This is a genomic window from Streptomyces sp. NPDC002889, from assembly GCF_042888425.1.
Classification (GTDB): domain Bacteria; phylum Actinomycetota; class Actinomycetes; order Streptomycetales; family Streptomycetaceae; genus Streptomyces.
In genome coordinates, this window is sequence record NZ_JBIAPT010000007.1 from 116,803 (window position 1) to 128,369 (window position 11,567).

13 protein-coding genes are annotated in these 11,567 nt (G+C 71.0%); 4 read left to right on the forward strand and 9 right to left on the reverse strand.

The annotated features are described in order from the left end of the window. The first annotated feature begins 53 nt into the window (after window positions 1-53). The 3 genes from ACFYWI_RS12530 (at window position 54) to ACFYWI_RS12540 (ending at window position 1,836) form a co-directional block, all read left to right on the forward strand. Window positions 54-674: a hypothetical protein gene (locus ACFYWI_RS12530; protein ID WP_389229555.1), complete on the forward strand. Its 621-nt coding sequence runs from the start codon at window positions 54-56 to the stop codon at window positions 672-674. Between the two features lie 71 nt (window positions 675-745). Next, on the forward strand, window positions 746-1,267 hold the full coding sequence (locus ACFYWI_RS12535) for a hypothetical protein (RefSeq protein ID WP_389229558.1): 522 nt from the start codon (window positions 746-748) through the stop codon (window positions 1,265-1,267). Between the two features lie 20 nt (window positions 1,268-1,287). Continuing rightward, a complete protein-coding gene (locus ACFYWI_RS12540; RefSeq protein ID WP_389229561.1) occupies window positions 1,288-1,836 on the forward strand; it encodes a hypothetical protein in 549 nt (182 codons plus the stop codon). On the opposite strand, the gene ACFYWI_RS12545 is transcribed toward ACFYWI_RS12540, so the two are convergent. Genes ACFYWI_RS12545 through ACFYWI_RS12555 form a run of 3 tightly spaced genes read right to left on the reverse strand, consistent with a single transcriptional unit; the run spans window position 1,833 to window position 4,190 of the window. Continuing rightward, window positions 1,833-2,609 carry an enoyl-CoA hydratase/isomerase family protein gene (locus tag ACFYWI_RS12545; protein WP_389229564.1) on the reverse strand — a complete coding sequence of 259 codons (777 nt, stop codon included), beginning with the start codon at window positions 2,607-2,609 and terminating at the stop codon, window positions 1,833-1,835. The genes ACFYWI_RS12540 and ACFYWI_RS12545 overlap by 4 nt on opposite strands. After that, window positions 2,606-3,040 carry a Zn-ribbon domain-containing OB-fold protein gene (locus ACFYWI_RS12550; protein WP_389229567.1) on the reverse strand — a complete coding sequence of 145 codons (435 nt, stop codon included), beginning with the start codon at window positions 3,038-3,040 and terminating at the stop codon, window positions 2,606-2,608. Before ACFYWI_RS12550 ends, ACFYWI_RS12545 begins: the two co-directional genes overlap by 4 nt. Window position 3,041: 1 nt before the next feature. Next, the gene (locus tag ACFYWI_RS12555) at window positions 3,042-4,190 is read right to left on the reverse strand and encodes a lipid-transfer protein (protein WP_389229570.1); all 1,149 of its coding nucleotides are present in this window, start codon (window positions 4,188-4,190) and stop codon (window positions 3,042-3,044) included. Window positions 4,191-4,262: 72 nt separating this feature from the next. Between ACFYWI_RS12555 and ACFYWI_RS12560 the strand changes: the two genes are divergently transcribed. Then, window positions 4,263-5,834: a FadD3 family acyl-CoA ligase gene (locus ACFYWI_RS12560; RefSeq protein WP_389229573.1), complete on the forward strand. Its 1,572-nt coding sequence runs from the start codon at window positions 4,263-4,265 to the stop codon at window positions 5,832-5,834. 88 nt (window positions 5,835-5,922) lie between these two features. Here the strand turns inward: ACFYWI_RS12560 and ACFYWI_RS12565 are convergent, their stop codons facing one another. From ACFYWI_RS12565 to ACFYWI_RS12590, 6 genes are read right to left on the reverse strand one after another with little or no spacing between them, the layout of a single operon-like run. Beyond that, entirely contained in the window at window positions 5,923-7,155 is a 1,233-nt protein-coding gene (locus tag ACFYWI_RS12565; RefSeq protein ID WP_389229576.1) for a cytochrome P450, read from the reverse strand. Next, window positions 7,152-8,390 carry a cytochrome P450 gene (locus ACFYWI_RS12570; RefSeq protein ID WP_389229579.1) on the reverse strand — a complete coding sequence of 413 codons (1,239 nt, stop codon included), beginning with the start codon at window positions 8,388-8,390 and terminating at the stop codon, window positions 7,152-7,154. Before ACFYWI_RS12570 ends, ACFYWI_RS12565 begins: the two co-directional genes overlap by 4 nt. Continuing rightward, the gene (locus ACFYWI_RS12575) at window positions 8,387-9,019 is read right to left on the reverse strand and encodes an ATP/GTP-binding protein (RefSeq protein WP_389229582.1); all 633 of its coding nucleotides are present in this window, start codon (window positions 9,017-9,019) and stop codon (window positions 8,387-8,389) included. Before ACFYWI_RS12575 ends, ACFYWI_RS12570 begins: the two co-directional genes overlap by 4 nt. Further along, window positions 8,994-9,356, reverse strand: coding sequence for a DUF742 domain-containing protein (locus tag ACFYWI_RS12580; protein WP_389229585.1), 363 nt, complete (start codon window positions 9,354-9,356; stop codon window positions 8,994-8,996). The genes ACFYWI_RS12575 and ACFYWI_RS12580 overlap by 26 nt, the downstream gene beginning before the upstream one ends. After that, a complete protein-coding gene (locus ACFYWI_RS12585) occupies window positions 9,353-9,775 on the reverse strand; it encodes a roadblock/LC7 domain-containing protein (protein ID WP_389229588.1) in 423 nt (140 codons plus the stop codon). The genes ACFYWI_RS12580 and ACFYWI_RS12585 overlap by 4 nt, the downstream gene beginning before the upstream one ends. Further along, the gene (locus tag ACFYWI_RS12590; RefSeq protein ID WP_389229591.1) at window positions 9,772-11,199 is read right to left on the reverse strand and encodes an ATP-binding protein; all 1,428 of its coding nucleotides are present in this window, start codon (window positions 11,197-11,199) and stop codon (window positions 9,772-9,774) included. Before ACFYWI_RS12590 ends, ACFYWI_RS12585 begins: the two co-directional genes overlap by 4 nt. Window positions 11,200-11,567 lie beyond the last annotated feature (368 nt).

Here is an 11,567-nt window from a genome sequence, read left to right on the forward strand (position 1 = left end):
CTCCGTCGGGCGTAGCGTCGTGATCGAGAGCGGCTGGATGAGGGAGGCCGGCGATGATCCGCAACGTCATCGGCTCGATCCTCGCTCTCGCCGGAGCGACGGCCGCCGTACGGAGCCCCTTCCGTGACTGGTACGACGGCCGTCCCGGACGCGACTACCGCATCCAGGACCTCTTCGACGGCATAACCGGGGCGGACGCCGGGCTCGCGGGGTCGGTTCTGCTGCCGATGGCCTTCGCCGCACTGGTGACCCTGGTCGGTGTCGCCCTGCGCTCACGTCTGCTGGTGGCCCTGGCCGGACTGACCGTGCTCGGTTTCACCGTCCTGTGGATGGTCCGCCAGGCCCAGGTGGCGGGCAGCCTCACGGTCGGCGGCGACGGTGCGCATCTGGGCGTCGGGGTCGCGTACGCGCTCGGGGGCGGGGTGCTGCTGCTGGTCGCCGCGGTGGTGATGAGCGGCCGGCGCGGCCGGGTGGAGTCCTACGACGAGGAGCCGCACCCCTACGTGCCGCCGTACGGCCAGGAGCCGTACGGGCGGACCGAGCAGACCCAGCCGTACGGACAGCATCCGCCCTACGAGCCGCCTCCGCCGTATGGACAGCCTCCACCCTTCGATCCGTACGGGCCCGAAGGGCCGCCTACGCTCCCCATCCCGGACAGGCCCGACGAGCGGTGACTCCCCGCTGCTAGGGTGACGTGCGCTCGTCAACCGAGCCCATCATTCGTACCTTCAACGGGGGTTGAAACGTGAAGATCCGCCATGTCCGAGCCATCGCCGTCTTCGGTATCGCAGTGGTCGCCCTGACCGGAGCCCGCGGCTCGCACGGCGGCAGCTGCGGGGGCGGAAGCAGCTCGAACTCGAGCAGCAGCGGCGGCAGCAGCACCGGTGGCAGCCACCACGACAGCGACAGCGACAACACCTCGACCGCCGGCGGCGGTTCGGTCTCCGGCGGCGGCTCCAGCGCCAACAAGGCCCTGCGCGACATCACCATCGACAAGTGCGGGCTCGACGCCGCGGGCAAGAACCTCACCGCGAAGCTCACCATCAGGAACAGCGACTCGCTGACGTACAACTACGACGCGAGCGTGCAGTTCAAGGGCGAGCTCGGCGGTCCGTCGGCGGGCCTGGCTGTCGCGAAGGCGGTCAACGTCACTGTCGAGCCGGGCGCTTCCGAGATCACCGAGGTGAGCACGCCGTACACCGGCAAGGGTGACGGCTCCGAGTACAAGAAGTGCGAAGTCATCAGCGCAAGCCGCACGGCGGGCTGACCTCGCGGAGGGGTTGAGACGTGAAGATTCGCCATGTCCGCGCGATCGCCGTCTTCGGTATCGCACTGATCGCGCTGACCGGTGCCCGTGGTTCGCGCGGTGGGGGCTGCGACAACGACAGCAGCTCCGTCTCCAGCAGCTCCAGCAGCGGTGGCAGCAGCACAGGTGGCGGGCACTACGACGACGATGACGACCTCGACGTCACCACCGGCGGCGGGTCGGCCTCCGGTGGCGGTGACGACGCGGGTCCGGGCGCCGTCGTCGACACGGGCGTCCACGACGCAACGGGGGACGTGAAGATCAGATACTGCTCCATCGACCCCTCCGCGACCAGCATCAGCGGCCATCTGTACATCAACAACACGGCTGAGGTGGACCAGAGCTACGACATCACGGTGCACTTCGACGGCGACGGAGCGGAACCGATCGTCGCGAGGATCGACGATGTGACGGTCGCGGCATACAACGGCTACGACATGGAGCCGAGCGCCCCCTACACCGGCTCCGGCAAAGGAAGAGAGTCCAGGGGCTGCGAGGTCGTCAGCGCGACCCGCACTGCCGTCTCCTAACGCACCCGGTACGCGCCCCTGCCCCGCCCGCTCGTGAACAGCTCGGCCTGCCGCTGCGGCGGCAGGTTCCCGAGCGCGATCAGGTGCGGGGCATGCGCGAATGCCTGCGCCCGTGCGGCCTCCGTGGCCGACCACACCGCGCGCACCGTCCCCTGCACGGCCACCGTCGGGTACGACGCCACCACCGCGGCCGCCCGCAGTGCCGCGGCCGCGGCGCCGCCCGGCTCGGTCAGCTCGGAGACCAGGCCCGTCTCGTACGCCCTCCTGGCCGAGATCCGCTCGGCCGTCCCCATCAGCGCCATCCGGGCCACCTCGCCCGGTGGCATCCGCTGGGCAAGATGGACGGACTCGTAGGCGCTGACCATTCCGTACGTCGTGTGGGGGTCGAAGAAGGTCGCCTTGTGCGAGGCGACGACGAACTCGCTCTCGCCGAGCAGATAGAACGCCCCGCCGCAGGCCATCCCCTCCACCGCCGCGATCACCGGCTTCCACAGGTCGTTGGCCTTGGGACCGATCGCGATCAGCGGATCGTCGATCGAGTACGGGGACGAGGGCTGCGGCACCTCGGCGCCGCGGTCGATCCCCGTGCAGAACGCCTGCGTCCCCGCGCCCGTCACCACCGCGGCCCGTACCGCGTCGTCGAATCTGAACCCCCGCCAGACCCGGGCCAGTTCGTCCGCCATCGCCAGATCGATCGCATTGTGCCTGCCGGGCCGGTCGAGGGTGACCAGGGCGACGCCGATGTCCCTGTCCGTATCCACCCGGATGCTCATGACCGCTCCAGCAGCCAGCGCGGCACGCTCGTCCCGTCCGCGAGCTCGGTGAACGTTACCTTCACCGGTGCCCCGATGCGCAGGCGCGCGGGCTCGACCGAGTTCAGTGCCGCGTCCGGTGCGGCCACCACGTTCCCGACGAGCCGGATGTGCGGCGCCTCGGCCAGCTCGACGACGACCGCGTTGTAGGGGGCCTGGGCGGCGTACTCCGGTAGCAGTGGCGGATGGGGGAGCACGTACGACCAGATACGGCCGCGGCCGCTCATCCGGCGCCACTCGCCGGCGAACGACTGGCAGTGCGGGCAGCACGGGCGGGGCGGGAAGCGCAGCTCGCCGCAGCTCCTCTCGGCACAGGCCTGGATACGGAGCTCGCCCATCGCCGCGTACTCCCAGAAAGGGGCGCCGTCCTCGTCGACCACTGGTGTCAGCACGTCAACTCCTCAGCAGTACGGCCGATGTGGGGACGCCTTCGCCCGCCGTGACCAGACAGGTCGCGGCGTCCGGCACCTGCGCCGTGGAGATGCCGCGCAGCTGCTTGACGCCCTCGTTGATGAGGTTGAAACCGTGGACGTACGCCTCGCTGAGGCCGCCGCCACCGGTGTTGACGGGCAGCCGCCCGCCGATCTCCAGTGCGCCGCCCTCGGTGAACGCCGCGCCCTCGCCGCGGCCGCAGAATCCGTAGCCTTCCAGCGACAACGGAACGAGCGGGGTGAACGCGTCGTAGATCTGGGCCACATCGACGTCCTGCGGCCCGAAGTCGGCGGCCTTCCACAGCTGCCGGGCAGCCGTCCAGGCGGGGCCCGTGAGCGGGTCGTCGTTCCAGTAGTTGACCATTCCGTGGTGCTGTGCGGGCAGGCCCTGGGCGACCGAGTGGACATAGACGGGCCGGTGCCGGCAGTCGAGGGCCCGTTCGGCGCTCACGATCACACATGCCAGCGCGCCGTCCGTCTCCAGGCAGTTGTCGAAGAGGCACAGCGGTTCGCTGATCCACCGGGAGGTCATGTACATCTCCCGGGTCAGCGGCCGCTCGTACATGATCGCGGCCGGGTTCTGGTTGGCGCGGTTGCGGCAGGCGAGGGCCACATTGAAGAGGTGGTCGCGGCGCGCGCCGTGCTCGTGCATGTAGCGGCGTGCCAGCATGCCGATCTCGTCGGCGGGCCGCAGCAGACCGAAGGGACGGGTCCACTGGGCGGGGGTGGGCAGCTGTACGGCGGTGTTCCTCCAGGGGCGTGGGCCCGAGCCGCGTTTGCGGGAGCGCCAGGCGACCCCCACGCTCGCCTGGCCGGTCGCGACGGCGGCGGCGAGATGGGCGACGGTCGCGCAGGAGCCGCCGCCCCCGTACCCGACCTTGCTGAAGAAGGTGACATCGCCCGCGCCGACGGCCTTCGCCACCTCCACCTCGTCGGTCTCCTCCATCGTGTACGAGGCGAAGCCGTCGACCTCGGCGGGCTCGATGCCGGCGTCGTCGAGTGCGGCCAGGATGGCCCGGCAGGCCAGGGTCTTCTCGGATTCGGGGAGGTGTTTCGCGAAGGGGGTCTGTCCTATCCCGGCTATCGCGGTCGCGTCCTTGAGGCTCGCCATGAGGGGGAGGGTACAGCTAATCTGACGGACAGTCAGCTAGTGCGGCGGGGGACGACGGCGGGAGGGCTTTCGATGGGCGGCGACCTCGAGTGGGGTACGTGGGGCACCATCCCGAAGCTGGTGAGGGACGCTGCCGAGCGGTACGCGCGGCGCGAGGCGGTCGTCGACGGCCGCACCCGCGTGACCTACGCCGAGCTCGGCGAGCGGGTCGAGCGGGCCGCGGCCGCCTGTATGGCGGCCGGCGTGGAGCGCGGTGACCGGGTCGCCGTCTGGGCCCCCAACACCCTCGACTGGATCGTCGCCGCACTCGGCGCGGTCGGCGCCGGAGCCGTACTCGTTCCCCTCAACACCCGTTTCAAGGGCACCGAAGCCGCCTATGTCCTGCAACGCTCCCGAGCGAAGCTGCTGTTCATCACCGGGACCTTCCTCGGCACCTCGTACGTCGCCTCCCTCAGGCGCGCCGAGGTCCCGTTGCCGCACCTGGAACAGGTGGTCGTGCTCGCCGACAGCGCGCCCGAGGACTACCGGACCTGGAAGGACTTCCTGGCGGGTGGCGACGCCATAGGCGCCGAGGCCGTCCGCGCGCGGGCGAACAGTGTGACGGCCGAGGATCCCTCCGACATCATCTTCACCTCGGGCACCACCGGCCGCCCCAAAGGGGCCGTCATCACCCACGCCCAGACCCTGCGCTGCTACGACCTGTGGAGCGAACTCGCCGGACTGTGCGAGGGCGACCGCTATCTGATCGTGAACCCGTTCTTCCACACCTTCGGCTACAAGGCGGGCGTCATCGCCTGTCTGACCCGGGGTGCGACGATGGTGCCGCAGCCCGTCTTCAACGTGGACACGGTCCTCGCCAACATCGCCGCCGAACGGATCTCGGTCCTGCCGGGACCGCCCACCCTGCACCAGTCGCTGCTCGACCACCCGGCCCGGGACCGCCACGACCTGGGCGCCCTGCGGCTCGTCGTCACCGGGGCCGCCGTCGTACCGCTGCGGCTCGTCGAACGGCTGCGCACCGAGCTGAACATCGCCACCGTCCTGACCGCCTACGGCCTGTCCGAGGCGAGCGGCATCGTCACCATGTGCCGACGCGGCGACGACCCCGCCGTCATCGCCACCACCTCGGGCCGCGCGATACCCGGCACCGAGGTCGCAGTGCTCGCCGAAGCGGGCGAGCCGGGCGAGATCCTGGTGCGCGGACACCACGTCATGCAGGGCTACTTCGAGGACCCGCAGGCGACGGCGGGCGCGATCACCGAGGACGGCTGGCTGCGCACGGGGGATGTGGGCATCCTGGACGACGCGGGCAATCTCCGTATCACCGACCGGATCAAGGACATGTTCATCGTCGGCGGCTTCAACGCCTACCCGGCGGAGATCGAGCAACTGCTCTGCCTGCACCCGGACATCGCGGACGTCGCGGTGATCGGTGTCCCGGACGCGCGGCTCGGCGAGGTGGGCAAGGCGTACGCGGTCAGGCGCCGCGACTCGACGCTCACCGCGGACGATCTGATCGCCTGGTCGCGCCGGGAGATGGCGAACTACAAGGTGCCGCGGCAGGTCGAGTTCGTCGGCGAACTGCCGCGCAACGCGAGCGGCAAGGTGGTCAAGACGGAGCTGCGCGCCCGCCACAGCGCCTGACAGGCGGCTCGACGGCAGCGAAGCGGTAGTCATGGCGCCGGCCAGGTCCTGTATCTGCGACAGGACCTGGCCGGGCCCGTTTCATGGGTCAGCCGTGCAGGCGGACCGGGATTTCCTGCCAGCCGTAGGCGATGAACGACGGAACCTGCGTCAACTTATCGACACTGACGGCGAGTTCGAGCTCCGGGTAGCGCTCGAAGAGGGCCGGCAGCGCGGTCAGCGCCTCCATGCGCGCGAGCGGCGCCCCGATGCAGCGGTGCACCCCGATCCCGAAGGCCAGATGGTCGTCCGCGTCCCGGGCGGTGTCGAAGGTACCGGCGCTCGCGCCGTAGTGAGCCGGGTCGCAGTTCGCCGCCGCGTACGTCGTGACGATCGCGTCGCCCGCCGGGATGGTGACCCCGTCGATCGTGATGTCACTGACCGCGAACCGCAGCGGCAGCGTCGCGATCGACGGGTGGACGCGCAGCACCTCCTCGATCACCGCCTCCCAGCTCCGCTCGCCGGCGCGGACCGCAGCCAGCTGCTCGGGGTGCCGGAGCAGTGCGACGACGGCGTTGCCGATCAGGTTGACCGTCGTCTCGAAGCCCGCGCCGATCACCAGCAGCAGCGTGTAGAGGAGTTCCTCGTCGCTCAGCCGGTCGCCGTCCCCGTCACGGACCTTGATGAGCTCGGTGGTCATGTCGTCGCCCGGGTGCTCGCGCTTGTGGGCGATCAGCGCACCCAGCACCGCCCCGATCTGCCGCTGCACGAAGGCGGCATGCTCGGGAGAGGGGTCCGAGGTGTCCATGAGGGCGGCGATCAGCGCACCGGTGTCCGGGCGCAGCGCGTCGGGGACCCCGAACAGCTCGCAGATCAGCTGCATCGGCAACGGGTGCGCGAACCCGTGACGTACGTCCACCACCTCGCCGTCCGCACCCTCGGCGTCCAACTGCTCAAGCAGCTGGGAGGTGATCTTCTCCACGCGGGCGCGCATCGCCTCGGTGCGCCGCGCGGTGAAGCTCGGCGCGACCAGCTTGCGCAGCCGCGTGTGGTCGGGGCCGTACGTCGAGAGCATGTTGACAACGCCGACCCAGCCCAGGATCCAGCCCCAGGCGGGGTGTTCGCCGACCTCGGACCACAACGACCAGTGCTTGCGCGCGTCCTTGCTCACCTGGGGGTCCAGGATCAGTGCTTTGAGGGTGTCGTAACCGGTGGGCGCCCAGGCGGGGATCCCGCCGGGCAGCTCGACGGGTACGACGGGGCCGAGCGCGCGCAGCCGGGCGCTCTCGGCGATGATGTCCGCGCCGAACGGGTCGATGGCCACTCGGGTGGACCCGGTCATCCTCGGTCTCCTGCCTGGTCGGGGGTGCGGGGCGTGAAGCGGACGGGCAGAGCCGTCAGCGAGCGGTGGAACGGCCCCGGACGCCAGATGAGGCGCTTGCGGGGGACGACGGGGTCAAGGTCGGGAAGCCACTGAGTGAGGCGTTCGATGGCCTCGGTGGCGATCAGAAGGGTGTGCTGCTTGACCGGGCAGGAGTGGGCGCCCGCCGAGAACGACATGTGCGAGGCGTCGTGCGGATGGTGGGCCCCGGCGAAGTCCGCCTCGGAGAAGTGGGCCATCGCCCCGAAGGAGATGACGATCGGGACGGCAGCCTGCAGCCACATGCCGTGGAAGCTCACCGGCCTGCGGGCGAAGTGGATGTCGTAGTTGGCCAGCGGGGTCTCGTAACGCAGCACCTCCATCACGGCGTCCATGACCGGGCGCGCCCCGGAGGTGAGGGTGGAGTAGTACGCGGGGTTGCCGAGGATGCGCGACAGGGCGTTGGAGATCAGGTTCGATGTCGGCTCGTGGCCCGCGCCCAGGGTGAGGAACACCTGCCAGGTGACCTCTTCGGGGGTGAGGGCGAGGGGATGGTCGAGCAGCCGGCTGGTCAGGTCGTCGCCGCGTTCGGCCATCTTCGCGCCGATCAGCTCCAGGACGTACTTGCCGTACTCCGCCTCGCCCTCGGCTGCCCGCTCGCCGCCCTCCATCATCCGGCCGAGCGCCGCGTCGAGGCGGCCGGACTCGCTGTCGGGCAGTCCGAAGAGGTTGTTGAAGATCAGCGCCATCATCGGGCGGGCGAACTCGGTGACCAGATCGGCCTGTCCGTTCGGCCCGAAGCGGGAGACCAGGACGTCCACCGCGTGGTGCACCCGCTCGCGCAGATCGTGCGGCTCGACCATGGCGAAGGCGTCGACGAGGGTGCGGCGGTAGCGGACGTGTTCCTCGCCGTCCGCGAAGAGGCTGTTGGGCCGCCAGCGCATCATGCCGAGGATCGGCGAGTCCTCGGCGACCGTCGCCTCCCAGGGACGCGGGTCGACGGAGAAGGACTCCTCGTCGTGCAGCAGATCGAGTGCGGCGCGGCGGTCGGTGACCACGTACGCGGGGATACCGGGAGCGAGCTCCGCCCAGCCGACCGGGCCCTGGGCCTTCAGGGCCGCGTAGTAGCTGTGCGGGTCGGTCGCGAAACCCTCTTCCCACAGCCGTACGGGCGCGGTGAGGTGGAAGGCATCGGCTTGCGCGGGATAGGGGTTCACCGGGTCTCCGGGGTGTTGCGGGCGATGAGGTGCTGGACGAGAGCGAGCAGCGCGTCGATGGCGGCGTTGGTGTCGCGCGCGTCGCAGGCCACCATCGGCGTCTGCGGTGCCAGGTCGAGGGAGCGGCGCAGCTGCTCCTCGGTGTAGCGCTTGGAGTCGGGGAACGTGTTGAGGGCGACGGCGTACGGCAGTCCCGATTCCTCGACCAGCCCGAGTACGTCGAAGGAGTCGTCGATACGGCGGGTGTCGACCAGCACCAGGGCGCCGAGCGCCCCGTAGGCGATGTCGTCCCACAGGGCACGGAAGCGTTCCTGGCCGGGTGTGCCGAACAGATACAGCACGATCCCGTCGGCCAGCGAGATCCGGCCGAAGTCGATGGCGACGGTGGTGCTCTTCTTTTCCCGTACGCCGGCGAGGTCGTCCACCGACACGGACGCCTCGGTCAGCTGCTCCTCGGTGTGCAGCGGCCGGATCTCCGACACGGCGTCGATCAGCGTCGTCTTGCCCACGCCGAACGGACCCGTCACCAGGATCTTCACCAGCTCGCGGGTGGTGTCCGGCAGGTGCAGTCCGCTGCGGCGCGACGGGCTCCGGCCGGCGGGGCTACAGCTTGAGGGCGCGGAGGCCATCGGCCACTCTTTTCAACAGGTCACGGTCGGGCAGGGCGGCGAACGGTACGGGCGGCCGGGCGCTCACCAGCCCCTGGTCGATCAGGGCGGCGGCGAGCACGCGGATCGCGGAGACCGGCAGCTGAAGCAGGGCGGCGGCCTCCACCACGGTCAGCGAACCGCCGTCCAGCGCCTGGAGCAGCGACTGCTGGGCGGCGGGCAGTCCGGAGGGCAGCGGGCCGCCCCCACCGGTGAGCACCGAGAGGCGCTCGAGGCTGTTACGGGTGGGGCGGGCAACCCCGCCGGTCGACAGATAGGCGGGGACCAGCGGTCGGCCCCCGCTCCGGCTGCTGGTCATACCGGGTGGCCGCCGTCGCCACCGCGGGGCGCGGCGGCCATCGCCTTCTCACCGAGCCGGGCCACCTGGGAGTGGACCCGGTGGCCGAGAAGGTCGAGGCGCACCTCGGGGTCTCCGTACGCGGCCACACAGGTGCCGTGCGCGGTGGGCGCGACCAGGATGTAGCCGTGGTCGGACTCGATGACCACTTGGCGCAGCTGGGCAGCCTCCAGGTCGGCGAAGGCGGCCGCCGCGGTACGGCAGGCGCCCTGCACGGTGCTGATGATGGCGGCCACGCGTTCGGCGGAGTCCTGTGCGAGGGCCGCGGAGAAGCCGGAGATCAGACCATCCCTGGTCAGCAGGACGGCGGCCCGCACATGCGGGATCTCCAGGATCGGATCGAGCACCCACGCCGTTTCGCCGGGGTCGCGGCTGTTCATCGGGGGTCGTTCCCTTCGGTGTCGACGGCACTGCGGGCCGCGGCGGTTGCGGACTGCAGGGCGCCGAGCGCCGCGGCGGACTCCTCGGGGGTGCGGGCAGCCGCGGGCGGTGCCGCCGGGGCTGCGGGCCCGGCGGCCGCGGTCTGGCTCTCGGCGCGGACGCGGCGGCGGCGCTGGGGGAGCGCATCGTCGTCGGGGTCCTGGGCGGGATCGTGACCGGCCGGGTGGTCGTGCCCGGACTTGGGCTCGGAAGCGGGGGTGTCCCGTACGTCCGCACGTACCTTCAGGGTCCTGTCCGCGTCGGCCGCGTCCAGCTCCGGCTCGTCGGACCGGCGCGTGGAACGGGGCGCGCTGGCGGCGGGTGGGCGTATCTGCGGATCGATGTGGCTGAGGAGATGGTTCTTGACGAGGAGCACCGCGCGGACGCCGCCGAAGGGGGACGGCATCGACAGGTCCACGGACAGGTCGAACTGCCGGGTCAGCTGCCCGATCGCGGCCAGCCCCATCCGCGGCGGGTCGCCGAGCTCGGAGAGCAGGATCGGGTCGGTGCCCGCCACCATGCGCTGGGCGGCGGCCCGTTCCTCGACGGCCATCCCTACACCGGCGTCGTCGACGGTCAGCGTGACGCCGTGATGGGCGCGTTCGAGGTTGACGACGACGGTGGTGTCCGGAGCGGAGTGGCGCAGGGCGTTGTCGAGGAGCTCGGCCACGATGATGGCGACCGGCTCGACGGCGTGGGAGACAAGGGCGGTGCCGGGCTCGAGGTGGTGGTGGACCTGGACCCGGTGGTAGCCGACGAGCCGGGCCTGGCCGCCGGTCACCGCGTCGATCAGATGCGATTCCTCCCGGGCCAGCCCCACCCAGGCCCCGCACACGACGGCGGCGACCTGGGCGCGGCGCAGGGACTGCTCGTTCTCGTGGTCGAGAGTGAACAGGGTCTGCGCCAGCTCGGGGTCGTCGTAGCGCTGCTGCAACCCGCGCAGGACGTCCTGGAGCCGGTAGAGCCCGGCCTGGATCTCACGGGTGGTGCCGCGCATCCCGGCGCGGGCGGCGGCGTCCACGCGCTTGCGCTCCTGGGCGATGGCGGCGACAAGTCCCTTGAGCACGTTGTCCATCGCGTGCCCGAGCGCGGTACCGGCGACCTCGGGCCGCAGTGGCCCCGGCGCCTGTACGTGCGGGTGCGCGGCGCGGGTCGCCTCGGCAGGCACCCGTTTCTCGGCCAGATGCGCGACCTCGGCGGCGAACGCCTGGGCCGCGCGGTCGGCTTCGTGCCGCGCGGCGTCCAGATGGGCGCGCAGGGTGTCGATCTCAGCGCGCTGCCGGGCCCCATGACGGCGGGACCGCAACAGCCCGCCCCCAAGGAGGAGTGCCGACAACGTCCCGGCGGCCAGGCCGCCGGCGGCCAGGTCCGGTATCTCGATCATCGAAAAGACCTCGGGAGGGCAGGGGTGTTGGGGCCGCCCCAGGAGGCGGACCGGCCCAGTACACACTGCCGTCGACCGGTTGCGCTCGGTTTTGAGGGAAGGTCCTTTCGTTTATGCGTGTCAGGTGACCTGATACTTCCGAGATGTCTGAGAGTGAGTCAGGCCCAGCTTCTGACACGGGAGTTGACTGTGCGCCCCTGCGGACACACGTCGGCCGCGGCGGCTCCCCCTCCGCGCCGCCGCGGCCGTTCCCCGTCGTGTGGTGCTGTCAGGTCATCCCTTGGGCGGGGCGGGCGAGTGGTGGTCGCCCATGGTGGTGATGCCGCCGTCGGCCGGCGGGACCGGAGAGTGGTGGTCACCGAGGGTGG